23 protein-coding genes and 2 pseudogenes are annotated in these 25,360 nt (G+C 64.3%); 11 read left to right on the top strand and 14 right to left on the bottom strand.

What is annotated here, in order from left to right; translation table 11 throughout:
- Positions 1-42: 42 nt before the first annotated feature.
- Positions 43-1,359, top strand: a complete 1,317-nt coding sequence (locus WMF28_RS24875) for a family 1 glycosylhydrolase (RefSeq protein WP_437595784.1) — start codon at positions 43-45, stop codon at positions 1,357-1,359.
- 45 nt (positions 1,360-1,404) lie between these two features.
- Here the strand turns inward: WMF28_RS24875 and WMF28_RS24870 are convergent, their stop codons facing one another.
- The gene (locus tag WMF28_RS24870; protein ID WP_437595783.1) at positions 1,405-1,965 is read right to left on the bottom strand and encodes a helix-turn-helix domain-containing protein; all 561 of its coding nucleotides are present in this window, start codon (positions 1,963-1,965) and stop codon (positions 1,405-1,407) included.
- Between the two features lie 91 nt (positions 1,966-2,056).
- Here WMF28_RS24870 and WMF28_RS24865 point away from each other — a divergent pair, with 91 nt between their 5' ends.
- The 3 genes and pseudogenes from WMF28_RS24865 to WMF28_RS24855 all read left to right on the top strand — a co-directional run.
- Entirely contained in the window at positions 2,057-2,383 is a 327-nt protein-coding gene (locus WMF28_RS24865) for an SDR family NAD(P)-dependent oxidoreductase (RefSeq protein ID WP_437595782.1), read from the top strand.
- Positions 2,380-2,694, top strand: coding sequence for an S-adenosylmethionine:tRNA ribosyltransferase-isomerase (locus WMF28_RS24860; protein ID WP_437595781.1), 315 nt, complete (start codon positions 2,380-2,382; stop codon positions 2,692-2,694). Before WMF28_RS24865 ends, WMF28_RS24860 begins: the two co-directional genes overlap by 4 nt.
- A gap of 168 nt (positions 2,695-2,862) precedes the next feature.
- Positions 2,863-2,983 (top strand): annotated as a pseudogene (locus tag WMF28_RS24855) (IS5/IS1182 family transposase); the annotation flags it as partial.
- Here the strand turns inward: WMF28_RS24855 and WMF28_RS24850 are convergent.
- On the bottom strand, positions 2,980-3,336 hold the full coding sequence (locus tag WMF28_RS24850; protein WP_437595780.1) for a hypothetical protein: 357 nt from the start codon (positions 3,334-3,336) through the stop codon (positions 2,980-2,982). The pseudogene WMF28_RS24855 and the gene WMF28_RS24850 overlap by 4 nt on opposite strands.
- Positions 3,337-3,945: 609 nt before the next feature.
- On the opposite strand from WMF28_RS24850, the gene WMF28_RS24845 reads away from it, so the two are divergent.
- Positions 3,946-4,230 (top strand): sigma factor-like helix-turn-helix DNA-binding protein, encoded by a 285-nt coding sequence (locus WMF28_RS24845; RefSeq protein ID WP_437595779.1) that lies wholly within the window; start codon positions 3,946-3,948, stop codon positions 4,228-4,230.
- A gap of 222 nt (positions 4,231-4,452) precedes the next feature.
- Here WMF28_RS24845 and WMF28_RS24840 read toward each other — a convergent pair whose 3' ends face one another.
- From WMF28_RS24840 to WMF28_RS24830, 3 genes are all read right to left on the bottom strand, one after another.
- Positions 4,453-5,220: a hypothetical protein gene (locus WMF28_RS24840; protein WP_437595778.1), complete on the bottom strand. Its 768-nt coding sequence runs from the start codon at positions 5,218-5,220 to the stop codon at positions 4,453-4,455.
- 55 nt (positions 5,221-5,275) lie between these two features.
- Positions 5,276-6,298: a hypothetical protein gene (locus tag WMF28_RS24835; RefSeq protein ID WP_437595777.1), complete on the bottom strand. Its 1,023-nt coding sequence runs from the start codon at positions 6,296-6,298 to the stop codon at positions 5,276-5,278.
- A 590-nt stretch (positions 6,299-6,888) separates the two neighbouring features.
- Positions 6,889-8,202, bottom strand: coding sequence for a serine/threonine protein kinase (locus WMF28_RS24830; RefSeq protein WP_437595776.1), 1,314 nt, complete (start codon positions 8,200-8,202; stop codon positions 6,889-6,891).
- Positions 8,203-9,605: 1,403 nt separating this feature from the next.
- Here WMF28_RS24830 and WMF28_RS24825 point away from each other — a divergent pair.
- The 3 genes from WMF28_RS24825 to WMF28_RS24815 are packed head-to-tail and all read left to right on the top strand — an operon-like array spanning position 9,606 to position 11,667.
- Complete coding sequence (locus WMF28_RS24825; RefSeq protein ID WP_437595775.1) at positions 9,606-9,953, top strand: hypothetical protein; 348 nt, start codon at positions 9,606-9,608, stop codon at positions 9,951-9,953.
- Positions 9,950-10,396 (top strand): ERCC4 domain-containing protein, encoded by a 447-nt coding sequence (locus WMF28_RS24820; RefSeq protein WP_437595774.1) that lies wholly within the window; start codon positions 9,950-9,952, stop codon positions 10,394-10,396. Before WMF28_RS24825 ends, WMF28_RS24820 begins: the two co-directional genes overlap by 4 nt.
- A complete protein-coding gene (locus tag WMF28_RS24815; RefSeq protein ID WP_437595773.1) occupies positions 10,396-11,667 on the top strand; it encodes an AAA family ATPase in 1,272 nt (423 codons plus the stop codon). The genes WMF28_RS24820 and WMF28_RS24815 overlap by 1 nt, the downstream gene beginning before the upstream one ends.
- Positions 11,668-13,583: 1,916 nt before the next feature.
- On the opposite strand, the gene WMF28_RS24810 is transcribed toward WMF28_RS24815, so the two are convergent.
- From WMF28_RS24810 to WMF28_RS24780, 7 genes are all read right to left on the bottom strand, one after another.
- Positions 13,584-13,847, bottom strand: a complete 264-nt coding sequence (locus tag WMF28_RS24810; protein ID WP_437595772.1) for a hypothetical protein — start codon at positions 13,845-13,847, stop codon at positions 13,584-13,586.
- Between the two features lie 10 nt (positions 13,848-13,857).
- Positions 13,858-15,627, bottom strand: coding sequence for an SAVED domain-containing protein (locus WMF28_RS24805; protein ID WP_437595771.1), 1,770 nt, complete (start codon positions 15,625-15,627; stop codon positions 13,858-13,860).
- Between the two features lie 44 nt (positions 15,628-15,671).
- The gene (locus WMF28_RS24800; protein ID WP_437604309.1) at positions 15,672-16,580 is read right to left on the bottom strand and encodes an SAVED domain-containing protein; all 909 of its coding nucleotides are present in this window, start codon (positions 16,578-16,580) and stop codon (positions 15,672-15,674) included.
- Between the two features lie 221 nt (positions 16,581-16,801).
- Positions 16,802-17,224: a Mov34/MPN/PAD-1 family protein gene (locus WMF28_RS24795; protein WP_437604308.1), complete on the bottom strand. Its 423-nt coding sequence runs from the start codon at positions 17,222-17,224 to the stop codon at positions 16,802-16,804.
- Between the two features lie 56 nt (positions 17,225-17,280).
- Positions 17,281-19,026 (bottom strand): ThiF family adenylyltransferase, encoded by a 1,746-nt coding sequence (locus WMF28_RS24790; protein ID WP_437595770.1) that lies wholly within the window; start codon positions 19,024-19,026, stop codon positions 17,281-17,283.
- Between the two features lie 6 nt (positions 19,027-19,032).
- Complete coding sequence (locus tag WMF28_RS24785) at positions 19,033-20,097, bottom strand: cyclic GMP-AMP synthase DncV-like nucleotidyltransferase (protein WP_437595769.1); 1,065 nt, start codon at positions 20,095-20,097, stop codon at positions 19,033-19,035.
- 689 nt (positions 20,098-20,786) lie between these two features.
- Positions 20,787-21,955, bottom strand: a protein-coding gene (locus WMF28_RS24780) for an IS3 family transposase (RefSeq protein WP_437595768.1) whose coding sequence is annotated in 2 segments (ribosomal slippage) — positions 20,787-21,703 and positions 21,703-21,955 — 1,170 coding nt in all. Because the reading frame shifts where the segments join, the coding sequence is not laid out codon by codon here.
- Positions 21,956-22,131: 176 nt separating this feature from the next.
- Between WMF28_RS24780 and tnpA (WMF28_RS24775) the strand changes: the two genes are divergently transcribed.
- The 3 genes and pseudogenes from tnpA (WMF28_RS24775) (at position 22,132) to tnpB (ending at position 23,003) form a co-directional block, all read left to right on the top strand.
- Positions 22,132-22,452 carry an IS66 family insertion sequence element accessory protein TnpA gene (gene tnpA, locus WMF28_RS24775; RefSeq protein ID WP_437595767.1) on the top strand — a complete coding sequence of 107 codons (321 nt, stop codon included), beginning with the start codon at positions 22,132-22,134 and terminating at the stop codon, positions 22,450-22,452.
- A pseudogene (tnpA, locus tag WMF28_RS24770) lies at positions 22,403-22,669 on the top strand (IS66 family insertion sequence element accessory protein TnpA); the annotation flags it as partial. The gene tnpA (WMF28_RS24775) and the pseudogene tnpA (WMF28_RS24770), both read left to right, overlap by 50 nt.
- A gap of 70 nt (positions 22,670-22,739) precedes the next feature.
- Complete coding sequence (gene tnpB, locus WMF28_RS24765) at positions 22,740-23,003, top strand: IS66 family insertion sequence element accessory protein TnpB (RefSeq protein ID WP_437595766.1); 264 nt, start codon at positions 22,740-22,742, stop codon at positions 23,001-23,003.
- Here tnpB and WMF28_RS24760 read toward each other — a convergent pair.
- Entirely contained in the window at positions 22,950-23,726 is a 777-nt protein-coding gene (locus WMF28_RS24760) for a helix-turn-helix domain-containing protein (RefSeq protein ID WP_437595765.1), read from the bottom strand. The two genes, tnpB and WMF28_RS24760, sit on opposite strands and share 54 nt — an antisense overlap.
- Before the next feature lie 167 nt (positions 23,727-23,893).
- On the bottom strand, positions 23,894-24,127 hold the full coding sequence (locus WMF28_RS24755) for a hypothetical protein (protein ID WP_437595764.1): 234 nt from the start codon (positions 24,125-24,127) through the stop codon (positions 23,894-23,896).
- Between the last annotated feature and the right edge of the window lie 1,233 nt (positions 24,128-25,360).

Genomic DNA, 25,360 nt, shown 5'->3' with positions numbered 1-25,360 from the left:
GCGCGGGCAGGGCTTGACGGTGCTCGTGGGCGGCCTCGTCTCATGAGAGAGCGCGCCGGGCCTGCGCTCTGGGCCGGCGTCGAGTGCACGGTCAACCGCGTCGGCGACCGGTACTTCGACCAGCTGGAGCGCACCGGCCACCACGCGCGTATCACCGACCTGGACCGGCTCGCGGACCTCGGCGTCACGGCCGTCAGGTACCCCGTCCTGTGGGAGCGCACAGCGCCGAACGGCCTGCAGAGCGCCGATTTTTCCTGGGCAGACGAGCGGCTCCACCGGCTGAGGGAGCTCGGCGTCGACGTGATCGTCGGGCTCGTCCATCACGGCAGCGGGCCGCCGTGGACCAGCCTGATGGAAGACAGCTTCGCGAGCGGCCTCGCGGAGCTCGCCGGGGCCGTGGCGGAGCGCTACCCGTGGGTGCGCGATTTCACGCCGGTCAACGAGCCGCTCACGACGGCGCGCTTCAGCGCGCTCTACGGGCACTGGTACCCGCACCGGCGCGACTCGGCCTCCCTCCTGCGCGCGCTGCTCGTCGAGACGCGCGCCACCCTGGCCGCGATGCGCGCGATCCGGCGCGTGCGCCCGGACGCGCGCCTCGTGCAGACGGAGGACCTGGGCGCGACCGCGAGCACGCCGAGGCTCGCCTACCAGGCCGCGTTCGAGAACCACCGGCGCTGGCTGAGCCTCGATCTGCTGTACGGGCGCGTGGACGCCGCGCACCCGCTCCACAAGCACCTCCGCGACTGCGGCGTCGCCGACGAGGAGCTCGCGCGGCTCGCGGCGGAGCCCTGCCCGCCGGACGTGATCGGCGTGAACTACTACCTGACGAGCGACCGGTTCCTCGATCACCGCCTCGAGCTCTACCCCTCCTGGACGCACGGCGGCAACGGGCGCGACGCGTACGCCGACGTGGAGGCGGTGCGCGTCCGGGAGGAGGGGATCTTCGGCCACCAGCACGTGCTGCGCGAGGTGTGGCAGCGGTACGGGACGCCGATCGCGATCACCGAGGTCCACCTCGGGTGCACGCCGGAGGAGCAGGTCCGCTGGCTTGTCGAGGCCTGGGAGGGCGCGCTCGCGGCCCGCGCGGAGGGCGCCGACGTGCGGGCGGTGACGCTGTGGTCGGCCTTCGGGGCGTACGATTGGGACAGCCTGGTCACCCAGGCGCGCGGCCACTACGAGCCGGGGGTCTTCGACGTGCGCGGGCCTGCGCCGCGGCCCACGGCGCTCGCGGCGGTCGCGAAGGAGCTCGCGTCCGCCGGCCGCACCGAGCACCCGCTCGCCGGGGCCCCGGGCTGGTGGCGCCGCGACGAGCGGCTGCTCTACGGAGCGCCCCGATCCGTACGTCGTATCCGGGTCTGACGGGGGTCTTTCCGGAGAGCGGCGGGGGCGCGCCCCATCCGCCCATCAGAGCACCCGTGCGAGCACAACGACCGAGTAGCCGACCGCCGGTTGCTTGCCGGGGTTATGGTACGAGTGGCGCTGATCGCCGCGGAACACCGCGACGTCGCCCGAGCCGAGCGTGAACCGCTCGCCGCTCACCACGAGCTGGAGCTCCCCCGACTCGCACGTCAGGTACTCGCGGGTGCCCGGGGTGTGCGGGACGCCCGTCATCCTCCCGCCCGGCGGGATCTCGATGCGATCCATCTCCATGCCCGGGATCGGGTCCGGCAGGAGCTTGCGGACGAGCGCCTGACCGGGAGAGCGCGTGGGCAGCGTGTCGCGCGCATAGAGCTGGCATGTCGCGCGGGGGGCCGAGAGCATCTCCTCGATCGAGACCTGGAGCGCGGCGGCGGCGCGGTGCAGGACGCCGAGCGTCGGGTTCGCCGCGCCGGACTCGAGGTGCGCCCAGGTCGCCCGCGGCACGCCGGCGAGCTTGGCGAGCTGCTGCTGCGTCAGCCCACGGGCCTCCCGTAGCTGCTTGATGTTCTTCGCGAGCCTCCCCGCGAGCTCCGCGTCCTGGTCCATGTCCGGAGATTAGCATGTGTCCAAGACATTGGAACCAACTCCAACAGATGAGCCAGCGCGGATTAGCCTGTGGGTCGAGGAGGAATTCACGATGAACAACGAATCGACCGGAAGCGACGCGCTCATCCAGGCCGGGGCAAACCCGCGGTGGGGCGCTTACGGCGCCTCCAAGGCGGCGCTCGATCACCTGAGCCGCACCTGGGCCGCCGAGATCGAGGGCACGGGCGTCGCGTTCTACGCGGTGGATCCCGGCGAGATGAACACGCGGATGCACGCCAAGGCCATCCCCGACGCCGATCCTGGCACGCTGGCCGATCCGGCGGACGTGGCGAGGCGCATCGTGGCGCTCATCGCCCGCGCCGGCGAGGCGCCGAGCGGCGCGCGCTTCGAGGCCGCGCGCCTCCCAGAGGCGCCATGAGCCCCGCCGCCTGGCCTCGCGACAACCCCCTTTCGGAGCGGCTCCTCCACGTGGACCCGCGCCTCGGGCGCCTGCGCGACGCGCGCATCGCGGATCTGCCCGCGCTCCTCGAGCCGGGCGATCTCCTGGTCGTCAACGACGGCGCCACGCTGCCGGCCTCGCTCGACGGCGCGGCCGGGCGCGGCGCCGCGGTGGAGGTGCGCCTCATCGGCGAGCTGTCCGAGGGGCGCTACTCGGCCCTGCTGTTCGGCGCCGGCGACTGGCGCTGTATCTCGTCCTCAGCCCCGGCTGAACGCGAGAAGGCTGAGTGAGCAAGCGACAGAGGGGGGCCGAGCGCCCGCCCGTCGCGCAGACAACGCCGCGCCCGCCGTCGGTCGACGTCAAGCCCGAAGCGATCCTCGCCGAGAGCGGGCTGCTACGCGCCATGCTGATCCGGTGTGGCGTGCCGGCTGCGCGGTCATCTGGAGCGCCTGATGAACAGGTTGAAGCAGTTCCGCCGCGTCGCGACCCGATACGAGAAACGAGGCGAACAGTACCTGGCCCATGGTCGAGTTGGCGGCTGTCCGCCTGTGGTTGCGTGCGGTTGCCGACACGCCCTAACAGGATGGAGATGTCTTGCGGCTTGATCCCGTCCTTCGAGGCTCGAGCTCAAGGTGGTTTTCACTAGCGTTGCGCCGATGCCAACGCTCGAGCGCGTTGACAAGGGCCGCGAGGATCCAGCCCAACGCTGCCCCGAGGCCAGGCGAAGGCTCGTCGCACAGCGTCGGTGCGACCGAGAGTCGCAGCCGGTCCTGGATGATCTCCTGAGCGCGGCGAATGGATCGTGGATCCCGGCGGTCGAACCAGATGGCTTCGCCAAACGACTCGTTGGCCTCGGGGCCTTGGTCCTCCGCGGGATCGAGGTGCAGGATCAAGGTGTGTCGTCCCAGTGTGGCTGGCGGATCGATCAGCATGTTCCTGGGAAACAGCGTGAGCCGCGCTCGTGACAGATCGGTGGCGCAAGCGAAGACTCTCCGTTGCAGCGCGGCGCTCACCCCGGAGGCTGTGGAGTGAACGCGACCTCCTCGATGCATGGACAAGTCGCTGATACAGCGTCACTTTTCCAGGGGGAGCGGGATGATGCGATCGGGCGGGTTTCCGCGGGTTTCGAGGGGGTCGAGGCCGGCATCGACTTGGCGATCGTCGGCGCTAACCCCGCGATCTCTGGTCGGCCGGACGATTCCGTGACGCTTCCGGCGGTGCCCTCAACGGCCGTGGGGCAGGTGGCACTGGCGACTCCTCCCCGACCCGAAGCAGCCCCGACAACGCCCCCGGCGAGTAGCCCGCGCCAAGCACTCGTCGCGACCCTCACGCAGACGATCGCCGTTGCCCATGCGGCTGGCGACCTCGCGACCGCGCAGATCGCCGCTCGCACCCTCTCAGAGCTCCTCAGCGCTCCGCAGGCGACGCCGCGAGTAGCGCCTGTCGTCGACCTCGCTGGCGTCCGGCGCGCGCGATCTTGAGCCCATCCTGAACGCCACCGCGGCCGGGTTGGACGCTGTCGTCATCCGCTAGGCCGCGAAGTGAATGCCTACCGCCGCCGGGAAGTCGCCGTCCCGGACCCGCGGGCCTACGTCGCCGGCTGGGTGCCGTCGCCCCACGGCGAGGTCGAGGCGCGCGCCCTCCTCGATCTGCTCTGGCTGGTGGCGCCCCGAGAGCGCCGCGTCCTCATCCTCGTCGGCGAGGGGGAGCAGGTCAGCGAGATCGCCCGAAGCCTGGGGTTGCCAGTCGGGACAGCGTTCTCGCGGCTCCGCCGGGGCCGCAGCCGCCTTGCCGCCGTGCTCAAGCGGTGGCGCCGCTTCCGGTAGACCCCACGTTCCCGGCCAGATCGGCGAGGGTGAGCAGGTGAGCGAGATCGCCCGAAGCCTTCGGGTTGCCCATCGGGACGGCGCTCTCACGGCTCCGCCGGGGCCGCAGCCGCCTCGCCAAGTTGCTCAAGAGGCGGCGCCGTGTGCCTGCGCAGAATCCTCGACATGAGGCCAGGTTGTAGGGTGCATTATCGATGGGCGCGAACTATTTCCCCGCGGCAATTACTTCTTGTGTTTTCCGAGTATGGTCAAGAACTCATCAACGACCTGAGCTGTTTGAGCGTAACATCGTTCTGAGGTGTAATGCTGAATACATAGAATCCCAGATTTCTTGAACCAGAGGTCTTTTTCGGCATCCTGCTCATAGCGGTCCGGATGATAGGCAACTTCGAGGATGCCCCATAAACCATCGACACACACAAGGAAGTCGACTTCGCGGTGATCTTTGAATATCTGCCCCGTTTCATGACGGACAGCAAGTGGAAGTGGGAAGAACAAGATTTGTCGCTTCTCGAATTCCTGTGCCACACGAATTTCGGCTCGTGAGCCGAACTTCATTTCGTTATACACCAGAGCTTGGCGTTTGCGCCGTGCGAACACCTTCTCTGTGATTTCTCCCTGGTTGGCGTCCTTTGCGTTGACGATCAGATCTTTGATGATTGCACGCCAGTCTTCCTGTACGTCGAGAAGCTTCACGCGGAAGTCGATGGGAAAATCACCAATGGGGTTACCATCGCGGCTTGTGAGGTGGCCTGTAGCAACTGCTTTTAGTGTGCGCTCCAGGTCGCGGCAGGTCGCAGGATCAGTGGTTGCGTAAATGTGTGAGGAGGCTGGCAGATCAACAAGAATGCCTCGGTCGTTGCCCCAGCTGTCGCAATCGATGGAGAGTTCGGCGTCTACTATCAATGCTGCGAGTTCGCGCATGTTGGCATCAATGAGCGCGGTAGCCCAAGTGCGGTGTATCCGGTCAGAAAGAGACTGCTCGATCATGTGTCGCCAGTTGTGACGGGTGGAGTGGAAAAGGCGTCAGTCTGCTGCGTCCCTATTAGGATAGATCGATGACCGGATCGGCTGTATAATCAGAGATGACCGACAGTATATGGCTCGGCCACAGGACGTACTCAGGCCATTCGGCTCGCGCACGCCTTAAATCTTGTTTATGGGCCGCGTGATGGGCATTCATGCCAGCGTCGAGGAAGGCTGCTACGAGTTCTGTTGTAAAGTCGATTCCGTGTATTGCGGGAATCGTGACTGATATCTGGCGAGAATCTGGCGAGATTATTAAATGAATGATGTCTTTGTGAAGCCGCTCCGTGCTGTTCAGGAATCTGATTATGTCGATCGGCTTGTTGACTAGGCCGGGCATCGTCAGACAATAGATCACTCCATCGAGCGAGCCTCGTTCATGGCGGTCGTGAGTCATGAGCTGGAGATTGGCGTTCATCTTGGGGCTACGGCGATGGGGTTCAGGAGCATAGAGCCACCCGTGATCGGGTCGATGTAGTTCAATGCCATATCCAATGCGTTCCCAGGATGTTGCCAATCTTTGTGTAATCGGGTCGTCGAGAGGGTTGGTTGGAATCTTTGGGCTTGTGTATCGAGCGCAAAAGCGACGAAGGCCGGGCTCGAGGTCGCGCAGGAAGAGTTCTAGACGCGCCTCGTCCTGGGGATGTGGTTCGCGGAAGTGTGCGACTCGGTTCCGAATGGTCTTGACTTCCTCTACGCGAACGTCGGTGTTTGTCTTCGGGGGGAGATAGGGGGCAAACAACGGCCAGTTGTCGGCGTCGGAGATCACGGTCCATAGTTGACTAAATGTTAAATATGATAATGCGGCCTGGTGCGGTGTTGCCATATGATGAAGTCGCTTGTCGTTTTCCAGTGACGATGGCGGCCAATCGCGGATACGTTTTTTGATCGGTTCCTCCCAGTCGGGACGAGCCGAGCGTAGCTCTACGTAAACGAGAAGACGCAGCCAGGTTTCGAGCTGCCAGCTCAAGCGGAACAGCCGAATGGCTGCTCGTGGGACGGGTTCGTACTCCATCGGACTGTCGCTTTTGCGGCGGGCCACGTGATGCTCCAGAGTGGTTGTGTCGTGATTTCCTGAGTCGGGATGATGTCGGATGATCTGAGTGCGGCGGCGCACGCGATAAGCCGGTGCGATTTGCCGTCGATGTCAGCGCTGTGCGGCGTGGGATAGGGGTGGAGCAGGTCACCGCTTAACTGGGCAGTGTTGGACGTACGCCGTGTCGCGCAGGCGTCCGAGGGCATCTCGCTGCTCCTCGCTGCCGCTCCAGCTACCTTCATGGCTACCCCGCTCCGTAAGGCCAGCGGAGATACCGTCCCGTGTCAAGACGAGCCTGTGCCTCCGGCAGGGAAGGGCGCCCGGCCGCCATGCCCCCGGCGAGCGGCTCCTGGATCGTTCCACTGTGGCTGTACGTCGGGCAAGCCTGCCGCAGGCACGCAAGGCATGCGTGCGCCGCGAGGCACAGCGCCCACGAGACCATCGGGCGCCTGCTCGGCGCGCCGGGAGCCGATGCTGCCGGCATCATTGACCTCGCCGGAGCGTGGGTTCGTCTAACGACGGCGCCCATTCCGAATGCTTCGCTACGAAACGTCAATGCACTGTCAGTGCAAAATCGAGGTGCGCGACAAACGAATCTATCTACGCTCCTTGAGTACCCAATCCCCGGCCTTCACACTGGTCGCCAGTTGCTCGTATTCTACCCAGTGCCCGCCTGAACCGACAATTCCGGCCAATGAGGCAAGCCCCCCTCGTCCTTCCTCCCAGCGCTTTCCCATAAGTACGAAATGTCCGACGTTCTGAAAGATGTGCTTCAGAGTCGCGGCGCCGACCCACTGCTCGGGAACGATGCGACGGGATAGGCTGGGAACTGTAATCGGCTCGCCGCGGCGCACGACTGTAAACTCCATGCCCAGATAAGAATCTGAGCCCCCCAAGTCAGCATAAAACGACATGCCGTTATCAAGCGTCTTCAGGACCGGGAATGCACGTTCCTCCGCCGTCTGTCGCTCCAGCTCTGTTGTAATGAACCTCGAACCAGCCGGGTCCTCCATGGCCACTTTCAGGTCGTTGACCTGGGGTCGTCGTGCTCGATCTCGATGGATACATGCCTGCAGAAGGACTTTCAACGGAGCCGGAACCGAATCCCGAAGGGACTCAACGCGCTGGCCCTCTTGAGCAATGAGCACAGGTAGAGCGGTCTTCCTCTCAAGACCATCGAACATCCTCTTCCCTGTAAAAAGCTCGAAAAGTATCGTTCCCAGTCCGTAGATATCGTCGGGGGCACCAAATTTTTCCCCCATAAGGTACTGAGGTGAAGCGTACCTCATGCTGCCGAGAAACTGACCAACGTTCGTATGTAACGTCTCTGCGCTCTCGACGGTGAGCTCTGCGACACCAACATCCATAATCACGGGTGTTTCGTCAGCACGCAGCATGACGTTTTCAGGCTTTAGATCTCGATGATAGACGCCCTTGGCATGAAGGTGTTGAAGACCGTTCACGAGACCGAGGGCGATCGCGCGCAGACGGTCCCAACTCACGTCTTCTGCTTCTATGCTCTTATTCCATCCTTCGAGAGTGGGTCCGTCAATCCACTCCATGACGAGGAACTCGGGATCGTTGGCTGACGGCAATAGTCCAAACGTTTTGACGATGTTTGGGCTATTCAAAGCAGCTCCAAGGTCAGCTTCCTGCTGAACTCGTCTTAGCTGCCCTTCATGGGTGAACAGTTCTCGCTTATACTGCTTGACAGCGACTGGCGTTCCGGCGGCGGGCAACCGACCGTCCGGTACTTTCACTATGCATTTGTGAACAGTCGCGCTGCCCCCAGTGCCAACAGCTTCTCGCTCAAGTTCGAGTCCGAAGCTCGTTAGGTGGCTCCTGAGTTGGCTGTTCGATGAGGTCGGGGTCGCAATAACAGGCTCGTTCGCGGTGAGATCGATGGTCATGGCCGTGCGCGGAATTGTAGATCGAGAACCAGGCTCGGGGAAAGCTCGTCGACATCCACCGGCCCAACGTCGCAATCAGTTGCACCTGGGCGTCGCAGACTCGGCACCGGGATCCGCCCCGCCGGCTCGGTGTCAGCCGCTCGCTCGCCGTGGAACTCCGACTCTGCGAGGCCATCCGAGCCTCAATCCCCGGCAGGGGAGCGCCTGGCCGGCCGTGCTCTTGGCGTGCGGCTCCTGGGGCGCCCGGAGGTATCTCTTCGGTCCTCGCTGTCGCTCCAGCTACCCCATGGACACCCCGATCCGCAATGCCAGCGGAGATACCGTCCCGTGTCAAGACGGGCCATGCGCTCGGCAGGGTGCCTCCGGCAGGGCGGAGGCTGGCTGGCGAGGCGGGGACCCACCTGCGCCTACATGACGACACGGCAGCGCTCGCTCGGCGTAACTGGCGGGGTCCGGGCGTCGCAGACCTCGGACCCGGGATCCACCCCGCCGGCCTGGTGCCCGAGGTGGAGCCTCGTGGAGCCCTGTACCCTGGCGTCACCCGCCGCGCCCGATCCCGGTGGTCTCGCCTACGTCCAGCTGCGCAGCAATCCACCCCTGCTGAACTTTGTCAGGTCACACGCAGGTCACACAAAAGAAAAAAGACACGGCTCTCGCCGTGTCTTCTTGGTGGAGGCGCCGGGAATCGAACCCGGTGTTGAATTTTTGTGGAGCTCGCTGGCTCGCCCTTCGGCGCGGGAATGGGCGGGAGGATGGTACGGCGACCTCGCGCCACGACGTATCACAGCACCCTCGATCTCGAGCAGCATGATCTAAGTAGGCCCCGCCTTCGCCCCTGACCCGCCATCACGGTCGGGCGCTTCGCCCCGCCGCTCGGCTCGTTCTCGTGGCGCACCCCCGATCGCGCCGTCGGCTGTGGCTCGACCGGCAGCGCGCCGGAGCGTGGGAAACCTCGACCGGCCGGTGCCGGACCCCAGGTCGCCGCCCCGCAAAGAATCACAGCACCCTCGATTTCGAGCTCCATGATCTAAGGAAGGCGCCCCTTCGGCCTCTGCCCGGCATCACGTTCGGGAGGGGCTCGGCGTCGTGCCCCGCCGCACGGATCGTTCTCGTGGCATCTCAGGTCGCCCGACCGAGAGCAGCGCCGACCGTCAGGACGCCGGAGCGCGGGGGACCTCGACAAGCGCCGGCCCTGACCGGTGTCAGGCGCTCGTGCCTCCTCAGCCGAGGGCGCCCCGTTGCTGTCGCTTTGTTCGTCTTCGGTCGTCTGGCCGCGTCGGCTGTTGCCGTCGGCCAGGAGGCCGTCTGCCTGGGCTCGCCTTTAAGGTCGGTGCCTTGCGTCCCGTGCGCCGCTGGACCGTGCCGGGCGCTCGCGTGGCTCGTACTGTTCGTTGGAGGTGCCGTTGAGAAAGCCTGTTACGCCGGATGAACTGTCCAAAGCATTCGCGACCATTGCCCACTACTTGGCCGACTCGATGCGCGAGGCGGCGAACGAGAACGCTGCCGGCGACGCCAGCCCCGCCTACTACGACGCCCGGAGCTCCCCGACGGGGCCGACGACTTTCCGGCGTGCCGCGGCAGCAGGCGCTTTCCCCTCGTTCAGGGTCGGCCGCAAACTCATGGCGCGCAAGGCTGATGTGGACGCGTGGATCGCCACCCAGGCGCGCACGCCGAAGCCGAAGGCGCAGAGCGCCGACGACGTTGACGCCGCGTTCTTCGCGTCCCTTCAGCCCCAGAGGCCACGGCGATGAAGCAGGCGGACACGATGACGATCATCATCGACACGCGCGAGCAGCGCCCGTGGATGTTCGGCGGTGCTCACCGCGTCGAGCGCGCGAAGCTGCCCGCCGGCGACTACTCGATCGCCGGCTTCGAGACGAGCGTCGCGATCGAGCGGAAGACCCTCGACGACTACGTGCAGTCGCTGATCTTGCACCGGGAGCGCTTCAAGCGCGAGTGCGAACAGCTGCGATCCTACGAGCTCAAAGCGATCGTAGTCGAGGCCGACGCCGGCGACGTGTTCGCGCACGCGTACCGGAGCAAGGCCGCGCCGAACGCGGTGATCGCGACAGGGCTCGCCTTCCTTCAGGACTACGGCGTCGCGACGATCTGGGCGGGCAACCGCGAGCATGCCGAGCACATGACAGAGACCATGCTGCGGCGGTTTCACAGGAAGCAGCACGAGGCGCAGTGATGAGAGCGAGCCCTGGTTGGTTCCCCGACGATCCTGAAGAGCGCGCCGCGATCCAGAGCGAGGGCGAGGGCGAGGCGGCCGTGCATCACAGCGATGCCGTCAGCGTGGCCAATGACTATATGAGCGACCTCGACGCGTGCGACGATGCGGCGAGCGGAAGCGAGCCCGCGATGGCTTCGTCGCCCCCGGCGAACGACACCTCGACAGCAGCCGCGGAGCAGCACCGGACGCGGATCCATCTGGTCGGAACGCCGAGCATCTTCGCGCCGCTTCCTCCAGCGTCCTGGGTCGTCAAGGGGATGCAACTGGGCCCCGGTCGTTCCGCGATCTTCGCGGGCTACGGGTCATCGGGGAAGACGCTCGCCGCGCAAGCGCTCGCGCTCGCCGTCGCGTCGGGGCGGCCGCCGTGGCAGCACCCGGCCTTCCAGTGCCAGCAACCTCGGCGGGTGATCCACATCGATCACGAGCAGGGGCGCCGCGGGACGTTTCTCCGCTACCAGCGACTTGCAGTCGGGATGGAGCTCGACTGGCAGCGCGACCTCGAGGATCGGCTGCGAGTTGCCGTCCTGCCTCGCTTCTTCCTGAACGCGGAGGACGCGGAGGACGCTTACGCCGAGCTCTGCTCGGATGACGTCGGGCTGGTCATCATCGACGCACTGAAGGGAGCGACACCGGGCAGCGATGAGAACGACTCCAAGATCCGGGAGTCGCTCGACAATCTGACCCGCGTCTCCGAGCGGACCAAGACGGCGTTCGTGGTGCTCCACCATGCGGGCAAGATCAAGGAGGGCCAGACGGACGGGCGCATGGCGCTCCGCGGCTCATCGGCGATCTACGACGCCGCCGGGCTGGTGCTGCTCATGCACGGCGAGCACGGGAGGCCGAAGAGGGTGACCCATCAGAAGAACGCTCCCGATGCCGGCGATGACATCATCGATGACTTCTTCCTGACGCTCGATGTCATCCGGCCTGACGGCGAGAAGGGCGAGCCCGGGGCGTCGCGCATCGTCTACCGGAGTCTTGAGGAGGTCGAGGGAGAGCGCAGCCCAGAGGAGCGGAAGCAAGAGATCATCGATCGCGTTCGTGAGGTCGTCGGCGCTAACCCCGGGCTCAGCGTCCGCGCTCTCCGCGAGAAGGTACGTGGCAAGGCTGAGCTCGTGGACGACGCCGTTAAATCGCTCGTCGCGTCCGGCGAGATGGAGCAGCGGCAAGAGGGGCGCTCGCTCGCGCACTACCTGACCGGGCAGCGCAGGGATGGGACCAATGGGTAGGTCGCATGTGCCGCACCGCCAGGCGGTCGTGATCTCGGTCGGAGTCGAGCCCGGCATGCTCGCAACGTGTCCGTGTCCCCCCTTAAGGGGGGAGACACGGGACACGATGCTCAGAGCGTGTCCGGGACACGTCGGGACACGTCAGGACACGGGACACGATCGCGGCGACGACAGCCGGGCCGGTCACATAGCGCCGGATGAGGGAGCGGGGAGCAGGAGGCGAGGAAGCGACAGCGGAAGGCGTGAGCCGGCTCCACGCCGGCCCGTCCCGGAACGCCGCGCGCTTCGCTCTGCCGCTGCTCGCCGGCCCCCTTGGCGTCGGGCTTGGCGGTCGGGCTGGCGCTGGTGCCCCTCGGCATCGTGGCCGTGCTGGAGCTCCGTGGACGCGCTTGCCGATCGCCGCAGGACCGATCAAGACGTCGACCTCGACCTCGGCGCCCTCGTGGTCGGCGGAGCCGCTCAGCAGGGCGCCCTCGGCCTCGGCGGACCTCAGCGGCGCGTTGCGCTGACACTTCGGCCTGACGATTCGATCGCGCAAAGCCTTGATTTCCAAGCATTTCGGCGCGCTGTTCGTCCCATCCTATGGGGGGCAGCACAACGCGACACGTCGGACAGCGGCTCGATCGGCACCTCAGCGCCCGCGCTCGCGGTGGTCGACCTCGGCGCCCTCGATGCCGAGCGCGGTGTCGATGTCCTCGCCGATCGACCGGCTCGTGGTGCCCCCCAACTGCGGAATTTCCGAGGTTGCACACACGGCCGTCGCCCTTGTGGCCGGTCGTCGCGCTGTGCGCTCACCGGGCGCCCTTGCACGGGCCGGCTGGTCGAGGTCGAGGTGGCAAGCCGCTCGGCGCGCCTGCGGCCTCGTAGAGGGCGCCTGCGGCGGCTGCGCGGCGCTGGTCGAGGCCGCGATCCGCTGCGCGGCCGGCTCAGCCGTCGGCCGGCTTGGCGTAGCGCCTGCTGCCGCGTTCCCGCGGGGCCGCGCTGCCGTGCCGGGCGCGCCACGGAACTCGCCGCGCTCCGGCTCGGCAGCGCGCCCGAGGGAGCGCCCGTCGCCGTCGGCGTCGATCCAGAGCGGCGCCGTGGCGAGGTGGACGCGCTGCTCGCTGGATCGACCGGTGCGCTGCCGAGGGCTCTCGAGCCCTCCGGCCGCTCGTTCGGATGCCCCCGCGCGGTCTCGACCGATCGTGGGGGCTCCTCTTGAGCCGATGGCCTGGTCGGGACCACGCCGTTTGTATGAAAAAATTCATTTCTTTCGATCGTGACCTGATTCCCTGGCCGAAAAGATCCTTCGCGATGGGTCGCGACCTTTCCGCGGCCTCGTAACGAGCGCCGGCGATGGTCGTGACCTCCGTGGCACCTCCTTTTCAGGCGGCCGGGTTGGTCTCGATCCGTCGCAAACCTGCGGGCCGCCTGACGAGCTCTGCCGCGCCGCCGTCTCCTGACCGGAGACTCTGTACCCCGGACGCCCGGACGAGGAGGTCTTTGCGATGTTGAAGCACTCCAACCCCGCCGCATCGTCTCAGGAATCCTGGCGGGACGATTCCGCGGGGGCGAACCGTCGCGATCCGTCGGATGCCCCGGGATTTTGGGAGGGCGTGACGACGGCTCGCAGCCCCTCGGAAGGCGTGGGCCCAACCCGGGCCTAAGCGTCAAGCCTCCGGCCTGGGGAGCTCGCCGTGACCGGGCCGTCGCCTCGGGCGGCCGTGGTCGCCTCGCTCGCCAGCACCCTGAGCTACGCCGTCGCCCTCGGGGATGACGTGGCGGCCCGGGTCGTTCACGAGGCGATCGGTCCGCTGCTCGGCCTTGGTCCAGCAGTAGAGGGGCGAGCACCCTCGCGCCCGTAGCAAGACTCATCGCCGCCGGAAGGTGGCCTTCGCAGACCCGCACCGCGTCGCCGAGCAACAGGCGCCGTCCCCTCACGAGCCATTCGAGGCGTGCGATCCCCTGGACCACCCCCGGCTGATCAGGTCCCGGGAAAGCATCGTCCTCCTCTTGGTCGGCGAGGACTTACAGCCAACCGCTAACTGGAGGGTGGGGTCGAGCACGCCCGGAGCGAGGAGCCCCGGCGGCGTCGCTCTAAGCTCCTCTACCGTGTCGGTGATCACCGCGTCACGCGTCGGACCGGTGAAGATCGCGGCCACGTGGTCGCTGACGAATCCGTGTACGCGATGTGTCGGCATGTTCCCGTGCTCATCCTTCGAGCTGGGCAAAAGCGCCACGAAGCACTTCCTTGACCCTATCGCCATCCCGCGCACGAATGCCGTCGAGGAGGCTGTGGAGTGGGATACTCAGACCCGCACCGAATCGATGAATAGAATTCTTGTACAAGACACCCAATTCCATATTGTCGACATGTAGTGGGTCAAGGCGATAAAAGATACGCTCGCCGCGTGCGATGACGCTCGGTCCAGCCAATTCGAGAAGTGGGCGATGTGCTAGAATGGCAGCAGCGTCGACAAGGGAACGCGCTCGCTCCATTCGCAGGTACTGCCAGTACCAGATAAGGTACCGGTTTAGTCGCCGAATCTGAATCTCATACAGGGGGCCTGACCCAGCGTCAAATGCCCAGTACGTGTTGATAGCGGTCTGAATGAGGTTCAAAAAAAACATGCGGGAGTCCTTGACCGCCTCTCGAGCTCCTTGACGAGTCAGTGCATATTCGTGAAGCATGGTCCACACGTCGGCCTGATAGTCAACTTCCTCGAGCAGCTTTGGAAACCGACCGATTCTGACGCTTGTTGCCCGGGTGAGGCGGTGCCCGGCGTGGACTCCTTCGTGGAGCAGCAGCATGCGGATCGCCCGGCTCCGCTCCTCCTCTCCTTCGAAATAATTGCTGATGGCGGCAACGAGTTCGTCTCCGAGTTGCCACGCACGTTTTGTCTCATCGAACCGGAACCCGTCTTCCACATTGCGTGCTCCCGCATCAATCGTAGAGTCGACGAGCGGGGTCGAGGTGATAGCAGGCAGACTTTCCCACGGGCATTGAAACGGTGCGCGCGCCTCGACATCCGGCAGCACGAACGACAGCCAATTCGCGTCCGCGCGCCCCGTTTGCCAATCTCCGTATGTCCCCGCGAACGTCCGAAGTCGCTCGACGTCCCGAACAAGCCGCTTTCGCTCCTTCGTCGTACGCTTGCGTTCATCTACAGAAAGGCGGGCACGAGGGGTTGAATCATCTTGGAGCGCAATCGCTGAGATATGCCTCGGCGTTGCGTTCCGGTTAAAGTAGTAGGTCTGTACACGCGGGTGCATGGTCGGGCTCACCCGTGTCCCCATTCTGAATGCGACACCGACCGGTACGGCCGCGAAGACGTGTACTGTACGGATGCCTGGCCGTCGATTCAAGATGGCGTCAAGCGCGTCCCTAAAGGCATCGGCCACTCGTTCGAGCACGGTCATTGAAACGACAGCATCGTAGCCCATCGGCTCGATTTCTATGTCAACCTCAGCGAGTGGATCCGGGACGACTTCCAGCGTATCACGAGGCTCCACGGGTAGCGTGGCTGAGATACGAATAATAGCATCGCCTTCTGCGCGCACGAGTTCCTGAGGCAGTCCGCGTACACGAAGTTCGGGCTCGTGTGCGGGAGAGTCGGACCAAAGCCAGTTCCGCTGTACGTGGTGGCGAAGGAACGTATCCACTGTCGCCCAGGTACTCGTGAGGAACCCGAGCTGCATCGCGAGCGGGATCGGGGCGGTGCCGAAGTAGGCAACACGCCACCCGGGATGCGCGTCCATGGCGGGCCGGAGGCGCTCCCGAAATGAGCGCGTCAGCTCTCGGGCAGCGCTGTCCCAATCGCCGGTTTCGATAGCCCGCTTCGCGCTCTCGCGGATGTCGATCTCGATGGCCTCCCGGGGCCCCTTTTGCAGTGCTTCTGCAAGCGCGGGGAGGATGTCCTCGTCGGCGATGCCGTCCAAGACCGGCTGTTTCAGAATGATTGTTCCTTGAGGGGTCGCCATTGTTCGAGTTCCTTCGGCTCGCAGCACGAGCACATCGTTGGTGCTTACAGCGTTAGCGTGTACTTAAATCCTCGCTGACCAGAATCATAGTCGTACATGAGGATCGGCGGGTGAAGTTTCGGCAGTAGAACGCGACCAAGTTGCACGGCGATCGAAACGGGAACAGCCGGGAATACATGGATGCGACAGTCTATCCCGTAGCTCTGACGGATCTGCTCGACGAGACCCTGCCATGCGCTCCCGAAGCGTGCCACATCCACGGCGGAGCGGACCGCCGTAAGGGCAGGGGCCGCGATGGTCATCTCGAAAAAGGCATGATCGATGGTCATGGCTGCTGAGACAGCGGCGGCAGGCACCATGCTGCTGATACCGATGCTCACGGCTGCATCCTTCGTCTCTGCGGTGCCCTTCGTATGCTCGACGACCTTGAAGTCAAGAGGCCTCTGAGGGGCTGCCGGCCAAGCCCAGCTTCCTGTATCTCGATGCAACTGGAATACGTCCGCTGGCATCTTATCGCCAACCGCCCGTCCGAATGCGCTGAGAAGTGGAATTGGCGCGAGCGCGAAGAGCGAGATGTGCTCCTTGTGAGCCGGATTGCTGCCCCATCGAAGCCGCGCTGCAACCTGGTGCCTCATCTCGGCGAGGTTTCGGTCCCAGAAGCTAGAATCCGATTCGTGGAGGCTGCTCCCAGTAAGGTCGATATACACGACATCATGGGCTGGATACCGCGAGGGCAGCACTGCACGACGAGCGTCATCGAGCGAGATTTGAGCTTTCTGCTTTCCGATATTAACCTGAAAAAGGACAACATGCGTCCGCAGATCTGGCGCGATCGACGTCAAGAGTTCGATGCGGTCTTCGTGCTCGTGTTTATATTGTCGCAAAAGTTTGATCGGATGCTCGGCGATCTCCACCTTGTCTACAAGGCGGTGGTGTGTGTCACACAGCAACATGAGATTCGAGACTTCTTTTGCGAGCTTAGGAGACAGTACAGGGTCTCCGCGTGGCCCATTCGGCTCGTCAGCCACGATATGAGCAATATAGGAACGGTTCAAGTCCTTGCTTGTGATATCATCCCTATAGAGGAGGAGGTTGCATCCTTGATACTCGCATCGTCCTCCGGAGCGTACCCAGAGCGCTGCGACAACCTTGTTTGGGATGGTCGTTTTTGACATTATCGCACCTTGAGAGGTGAGATTGTTAGGCTCTCGCGATGCCCTTCCCAAGCGCGAATGGCGGACGTGCCAACGATGATGAAGTACAACGTGTCGCTATCGAACTGATCTGTACGAAGCCTGCGATGCCAATCGTTCAAATCGACTGGAGATGGATTCGGCACTGGCTCGGGGTGGGTATGCCACTCCCCGAGATAGACGCAGGTGCCACGGCTCGACTCCCACGCCTCGTCGATGCGGCGTTGGTGATTGACCTTGCCTCGTGTGAAGTGATATCGAGAGCGTCGATCTCCTTGCATGGGCTCGGTTACTTCGTCTACGACCTTATGAGGCGATTCACGGAGATGCCGCCCGAGAAGGACTCCGCCTGCCTCCAGATCCTTCGCGCGGAGTTGCTGATATGACGCGAGACGCTCGACCACATCCTCGTTAATCTTCAACCGCGCCCCGCTTTGTGCGGCGAAGACAAGCGACCCCTTCACGGACGATCTCCGCACACGTCACAGTCCTCTCGAACGTATGTGAATCGATACTCCCGAAGCTGGTCTTCGCTCAGCTCGTATCGCGCTGAAAGTTTGAACCCTGCCGCGAGAAAGGCCGACGTATCGCCCTTCCACGACAGTAGCGGGTGGCCGATCTTCCGGCCATGGAGAAAGTCTAGTATCAGCCGGGCAGCGAGATCAGCAGTGCGCCGTGCATCAAGGTCAGCATACGGTGTATATATGCTCGCACATCCAGAAAGATCCTTCGTGAATGTCTGCCCAGGTCCGGCAAAATCCGCGCGGTTTTGCCTTTCCTCGTCGGGTTTTGGAGGTGGAAGTAAGCAACGGAAGCACCCGCGGACTCCAGTGACGCGTGAATTCGTGAAAAGTGCGTGCCCTCCGATACCGTATGGTTCCACCCACGTGAACACCATGGCGGGTCCGCTGGACCTATCATGGATAACCTTGTTCAACTGGAGACTGGCCGTTGCATCTCCAATAGCGAAGACTATGAGGTCGGTCTTGTCGAGATCGAGTTCACCTTTCTCAACCGCCGATTCGACGTAGTTTCGCACGGTATGCACCGCGAGGTACGGGATCTTGGTCGTAAGCTCGCGCTTTAGCGCGTCGACTTTTCTTACGCCGACGGCGCTTTTTCCCAGAACACTTCGGAAAGTGTTCTGTGCACCATAGGAGTCGAAGTCGACGAGCGTAAGGTGGCCGAGCCCCGTCCAGGCTAGAGCATGGGCGAGATACCCTCCGACCGCGCCGCATCCAGCAAGTACCACATGCTTATTTGTCAAAGAGAGAGCGCCACCGCCCCGCGCCATGACGTACTCGCGATCCCGGCGTTCAAGCGCGATGTGGTGTACGGGTCGCGACGACGTGCCACCAACGAACGGATGTCCCCCTGAAAGGTCGAGGTACTCGAGAGCTACGAGTCCCTTACCGCCTTTGGGTCGAGGAACGCTGAGCACAATAAAAGAGCGATGTTTTTCCTTGGTGCCAAGGTGCTCGAGAAGCGCACGGTTTTCTTTCGATAGATGCTTTAGAACGAATTCCCTTGTCCAGTTTGGCGATTTGAACTGTCCCGGCGTAAACCGGTCGGAAAGTGTTGTTGGTAGGAGTGGCACGTAAAGCGCGCACCATTCCTGGGTCTGCTTGATCGCTCGGCCGTTTTCGAACGCCCGGACCTGCTCGATGGAATCGGCGACGTAGAGGCATGCTCGGCCCTGCCGGCTCAGCCATATACGGCGGAGTGCATCGTCGGGGGTAACGTAGCAAGGGATGGGGGAATGTTTCGCTATCTGTAGCCAGTACGCCTCGAGTTCATCCGCGAAGTCGAGCCAGTTCACACCCGATGCGCCGTCGATCAGCGTGCTTGTCGCGGCCTCAAGTGCCTCTTCAAGGATCTTGAGCGGCTGCTCCGAATCGAGCAGCAGGCCTTCGTCTGCCCGGTAGCAGATGCGGCCATCGGCTTCGACATGCGGAACGTCTCCAAGTTGGTCCGGTGGAGCAAGAAAGATCTGGGGCAAGGTGTGGGGAAAGCGCGGACCAAGCCCAATTCTGAGCGTGACGTCGCGCCCCTCGACGTGAAGTAGGCCCTGCATCGCAGCCACGAGGTGGCGCTTCGTCGCCCAGGCGGCCTGCAGATCCTCTGGGGCGAGGACGCGCGCGGAGCGTAGCTCCACCTTCGGGAGGAGACGTTCGAGGAGCTGACGGCCCTCGTTCGCGCCGAGCACGCCGAGCTAGGCCGAGTTGCCGGAGGAAGTGATGGCGCGGCCACGCTTCTCCGCCGTCTCGATTTTGTCGGGCACAGGGAAGTCATCGCCGAAGTGTTTCTGGAGCTCCTTGCAGGCTGAGTGGGCGTCGTCGTCCTTTTTGGCGGCCTCCAGCGCCGCCTTCAGATTTCCGAGCCGCTCCTTGAAGTCACGCATCTGTGGGTTCGTCATCTTTGCGCAGAGGTCCGAGTACGGGACGACCGGCAGCCCAACTTTGAGCCGTGGCGTCAACCTCTGCTCCTCGTCGCTCCAGACCTGCTGAAAGTTATCGATCATCGTTTGAACGAAGCGGTCGAGCGCGTCGAGATCGTCGTCGGCCGTCTTGTTCGCGAACGCGTCGATCGTCCTCGTGGACGGCTGGAACCAGTGATACGCCGCGGCGGTGAGCGCAATCCCCTTTGGTGCAGCGTTGCCGTCCTTTGAGAATCGCTCGTCTTTCCAGCGCTTCATCGCGCGGATCACGCGCCGAAATTGCTCCCGATGTTCACTCTGGCGACACTCCGCGATGCGATCGCAGAGCCCCTGGGGATCCGACTGCTCCCAAATGCGGTGCTCAGTGGCCGAGTTCTGCTTGCCCTTCGCGAGGTAGTCCTGTCGGTCGGGGTTCTTTTCGGCACCTGAGTAGACCGCGAGGTCGACGTGGTACACGTCTTCGCCAGCTTCTTGGTAGAAGACGGTCACGCAGGACCGACGCATCTCGACCTTCTTAGTGTGGCCGTCAACAGCGTTGAAGACCCATTCCTTCACCTTGACAGGATCCGAATGGTCGTTTATCGCGAGCTCGAACCGCACGCCGACGTCGATGTCGTAGTCGCCGTTCCTGGGCTTCACCCCAGTGTTCATGGCGTAACTGCCCTGGTTGAAAGTGTTGTACCGAGGGATCTCTTGCCCCTCATCCCGCTGGCGCTTGATGCCTTCGCTCAGCCGGTCCAGGACGCGCTTACGCTTCTCGCTCAGCTTCGCCTTCTCGTCGTCTCGTTCGAGCCTGATCGTGTCGTCGAACTGGATGAAGTACTTCTGGATATCGGCCATGGAAAAGCATCTCCTGCGTACACGTAGAGAATCGTGACATATCTCACGTAGGTGCTTACGTTGAATGCCGATGGTCAGGTAAGCACGACCTGGAGGCGGTGCAACCGTTCAGGTCGTCTATCTGCGAATTTTTTTCGCAGGTCAAAAATCAGGACGATTTCAAGCTGAACGTAACTCATGGGAGCGGCCTCTATAGAACTTGCAGCTCGTCGGGGAAGCGCGCTGAGGTGGGTGACATGACGAGCATGTCCGACGGCGAGCACGCATCAACTGCGCAAGGACCTGATGTCGACACCGCAGGGCGGCGCGTCCAGCGGCTCGATGGGCGTAGGCGGCTGCGGCGGGCGCGCTGACTTTCGGCGTCACCAGCAGCTGCGACCGCTCGGCGTTCTGCGCCGCGACGTCCGCACCGGACCACGCGAGCTGTCGCTCCTGCGCCCGTGCTACCGGGACCGTTTGTCGACGCTCCTCATAAACCGCGCGAATTTGTACAGTCCGATCCCTGGGTCCCCGGATGCAGGTGCCGCGACCCGGTGAGACCTCGCCGGTGGCGGGGCCGTACGTCAGCGCCGGCGCTGCCGAGAAGTGGCCTGCCCGACAGGTGTCCGTCCGGGGGCAGATATCGCGGTCGTCGCAAGCCGGCCCGGTTGCCTGGTCCTGGTCCTCCCCCGCTTCCGCGGACAGTTTCATTATGCCGCGAACGCGGTCACGTAGGTCTTCAATTCGAACTCGATCGGGCTCATGTAGGCGAGCCGTGAATGCCGTCGTTTCAGGTTGTAGAAGTTCTCGATGTAGTCGCCGAGCGACGCGATGGCGGCCGCTCGCGTCGGGTAGCGCTCGTGCTCGACCAGCTCCGCCTTCAGCGTCGCGAAGAAGCTCTCGGCCACGGCGTTGTCCCAGCAGTCGCCGGCGCGGCTCATGCTCGGGATGAGCCCATGCGCCCCGAGCACCCCGCGGTAATCGTCGCTGGCGTAGGGGCTACCGCGGTCCGAGTGGTGCACCAGCCCAGGCGCCGGGCGGCGCGCTCTCAAGGCGGGCGTCAGCGCGGCGAGCGCCAGGGCGCGATCGTTGGTCGCGCTCGCGGCCCAGCCGACCACGCGGCGCGAGAACAGGTCCAACATCACGGCCAAGTACAGCCAGCCCTCGTCGGTGGGGATGTACGTCACGTCGGTCACCCAGACCTGGTTGGGGGCTTGGGCGTCGAACTGCCGTTCGAGCACGTTCGGTGCGATCGGGCCCTTGTGCCGCGAGTGGGTGGTGCGGCGGAAGCGCCGCTTGCTGCGCGCCGCGAGCCGCTCCGCGCGCATCAGCCGTGCGACCCGCTTTTTTCCGACACGGATGCCGCGAGCACGCAGCTCGGCGTGGATGCGCGGGCTGCCATATCTGCCCCGGCTCTTGTTGTGCACAGCCCTAATCTGCGCGCTGAGCTGGGCATCGGCCTTGGCTCGCGCGGACACCGAGCGACGGGCCCATGCGGAATAGCCGCTGCGCGTGACCTGCAGCACCGCGCACAGCACCAGCACCGGGTAGTGCGCCTTCTCCGCGTCGATGAATTCAAACCTCACTCGCTCTCCTTCGCGAAGAAGGCCGCCGCTTTTTTTAAGATGTCGCGCTCCATCTCCAGCCGCTTCACATCGCGGCGCAGCCGCTGCAGTTCCTCACGCTCCGGCGTCGTCAACGCCCCCGGCGGGCCGTGGCCCGCGTCGGTGTCCGTGCGCTTGATCCAGTCGCGCAGCGCCGTCTCGGTCAGGTCGAGGTCCTTCGCTACCTGGCCAATGCTCCGGTCGCCCGCCTTCGCCAGCCGTACCGCCTCCGCCTTGAACTCGGGCGTGAACGCCCTCCTCTTTCTCCGTCCCATCCCTGCCTCCTGGTGCCTCCGGGGGGGTCCACGGAAGCGGGGGAGGACCATCCTCCTTCGGAGCACGCATAGCGCGTGTGATGTTCGAGAGTGCGCCTTCTCGGGGTATCCGTTCGGCGACCCGCATGCTGTACCGGGGCGCCGGCGCTGCGTAAAACCCCGAGCCGGAGGTATCGATGGACGAGAGCACACGCACCTGGCGCGACCGAGTGGCGCGCTGGCATATGAGCGGGCACTCAGCCCGCGTTTTCGCGGAGCAGGAGGGGGTCAACCCAGGCACGCTCTACGCCTGGAGCCGCCGACTGGGGATGAAGCGGAGCGAGTGCCGACGGCGCTCGGACGCGCCGAAGCTGCTTTCATTCCTCCCGGTGGTGGTGTATCCGTTCGGTGACCTGCATGCTGTCCTGGGGCCCGAGCGCTGCGTAAAACCCCGAGCCGGAGGTATCGATGGACGAGAGCAGAAGCACCTGGCGCGACCGAGTGGCGCGCTGGCATAAGAGCGGGCACTCAGCCCGCGTGTTCGCGGAGCGGGAGGGGGTCAACCCAGGTACGCTCTACTCCTGGAGCCGCCGACTGGGGATGAAGCGGAGCGAGTGCCGACAGCGCTCGGACACGGCGAAGCTGCCTTCATTCCTCCCGGTGGTGGTAGCCTCCCCGGAGGCGACGGCGCCCTCCTCGGGCGCACCGCTGGAGATCGTCTTGCCGGACGGCGCGGTCGTCCGCGTCCCGCCGTCGTTCGATGAGGTGACGCTGGCGCGCGTTGTTCGTGCGCTCGGGGGGCGCGATGATCCCTGGCCGCGTCTCGATCTACGTTGCCACCGAGCCGCTCGACTTGCGCCGCTCGTTCGATGGTCTCGCTGCCGTTGTGCGCGAGGTGCTACGACAAAACCCGCTCTCCGGAGCGCTGTTTCTCTTCTTCAACCGGGCAGCCGACCGCTGCAAGGCCCTTTGGTGGGACCGCAGCGGGTACTGTCTACTTTACAACCACCTGTCTTCACGCTACACCTCTTTCGACTTCAGACGAGGACGTTGGTTCCGGCATCCGTGATGCACGGGCTGCCGCCGCCCGACCGTTGAGGCGATCCCAGCGGCTGCAGTGCTTCGTCGGGTGAGTCGCCGGCTCCTCGTAGAGCCACGCGTGGCCATTGTACGCGTGCGCCTTGATGATGCCGTGCTTCACCCAGCTGGTCAGGGTGGCCTCGTGGATTCCAAGGCGAGCAGCGAGCTCCTTCTTGGTGAGCAGCCCGCGGGCGCGCAGCCGGTCTAAGCGCGGTCGCAGGTCATAGGTATGCACGAGGTACTGTACGCGCTTCGGCGTGAATCGGGCCCCGCCTCGGCCGGGCCACGCGGCCCCGCCGGGATGGAGCCCGCGCGCGTTGAGGATCTCGGCGATGTCGTCGTAGATGTGGCGGTCGAGCAGCCGGTCGACGAGCTCGACAAGCTCCGCCGGCGTCTTCACTTTCTCCCAGGAAGCCTTCGGGTTCACGGTCGTAAGCGTCGTCGTTTGGCCGCCTCGGAAGCGAATATGGATCTTCGTGGTCCCGTCCGCAGATTGCTTCAAGAGCATCGCGTCCTCCACCACGTAGGCGAGCATTCGCTTCCGCTCCCGGTTCGGCGTCGCCGGGGCGGACCACAGCCGATTGAAGTCGGTCGTCATCGCGACGAGTCGATCGCGAAGCGCCTCGTCGATGGCGATCCCATCGGCGAGCTCGGTGCCGCCGCTGTCCACCTGGCCGAGCTCGGGCATGATGCCGGCGACGAGGACCGACAAGCGCGAGCGCGGCGCGGGCGCCCTCCTCGGGCACACTGGCGCGGAGGTCGAGGCGGACGTCGGCGAGCTCGGCGCGGCCGTCGTCCGCCTCGATCCGAGCTCGGGCACGTCTCCAGCCACGGCCGCCGTGGCTGAGCCGGCCTCCAAGAAGGACGCCCGGCGACGCGTTACCACGGGTCGCAGCAGATCACGGCCGTTTCACTGCGCTCCAGCTTGCCGCTCGCGATCGTGGGATCCGTCGAAGGGGCGCAGGTGCCAGCCTCGTTCTGCGTCCAAACGGACCGCATCGCCGCAATCTCTCCGTCGATCTCCGGCGTACAAATCGGATAATCCGCGTTGGAAATAGCGACAGAGCCAACCTTGTCAACGCAGTCCTCATCACTGTACAGCGCGGTTTGCACGGTGCACTTTCCCCCGCGTGGCGCGCCGCATGAGCACGGGGTACACGTGCGAGTGTCCGTGTAGACCGGGAACTCGAGACGCGCCTGTCTTCCTCGCCAGCACTCTCCATTGTCTTGTGGAAGGTAACACACGCGGAAGAGCGTCGGGATGATCTCGCTTGTGCCTGGAAGGCAAGCTCGGACGAAGCTCAGATTCTTTCGCGACGGTGCGGGTACTGGCGCGACGGGTGAGCAATCAGCGAGCGCCGGCGGCTCGAACGTCACGGAAACATAATCGCTGCTCGTCACCGAGGAGGGGCCCGCCTTGCACGCACCGTCCCAGGAGGTGCCGCCATTGAGCGTGACGACGGGGGTGCCACCGGGGCAACTCGACGTATTGGCGAACACCTCCGACGGTCGCACGCAGGCCGCCGGCGTACATTCACAAGGCTCGCATTGATCCGGCCCAGGATCCTCACCCCAGTCCGTCCACCCTTCCCACAGGAGCTTGCCATCCGGATCGCAACTCCGTGCGTTTTCCTGGAAGCCGCCGAAGAACAGAATGAGCTTGCTCGGGTCCCGCTCTGGTAGGTCATCGTCGGAGACCGGCGAGTAACAGCCGATGAGTGCCAACGTGGCCAGTGCGTAGAACGTAACCGTTCGCATCGTGCGCCTCATCCTTTGCTTCGGTCAGTCTTCATCCAGAGAAGGTCGCGCGTCGACGTGCTTCTAGTGGTTGCAGCAGTACACGCGCGTTTCACCGCGCTCCAGCTTGCCGCTCGCGATCTTGGAAGCCGTCGAAGGGGTGCAGGTGCCAGGCTCGTTCTGTATCCAGGCGGACCGCATCGCCGCAATCTCTCCATCGATCTCCTCCGTGCAAATCGGATGATCCGCGTTGGAAATAGCAACAGATCCAACCTCGCCCGAGCAGTCTTCTCCCCTGTACAGCGTGGTTTGCGCGGTACACTTTCCTCCGCGTGGCGCGCCGCACGAGCACGGGGTGCATGTGCGCGTGTCCGTGTAGACCGGGAACTCGAAACGCGTCGGGTGTTTACGCCAGCATTCTCCATTGTCTTGCGGGGGGTAACAGCGGCGAAAATCCGTGCGGGTGATCTCGCTTGTGTCTGGAAGGCAAGCTCGGACGAAGCTCATCTTCTTTCGCGACGGTGCGGGTACTGGCGAGACAGGTTGACAATCGGCGAGCGTCGGCGGCTCGAACGTCACGGAATCGTAGGAGCTGCTCGTCACCGAGAA

The sequence above is a fragment of the Sorangium sp. So ce590 genome, from assembly GCF_051521365.1.
Lineage (GTDB): Bacteria > Myxococcota_A > Polyangia > Polyangiales > Polyangiaceae > Sorangium.
This window is presented reverse-complemented; position numbering and strand designations above follow the sequence as displayed.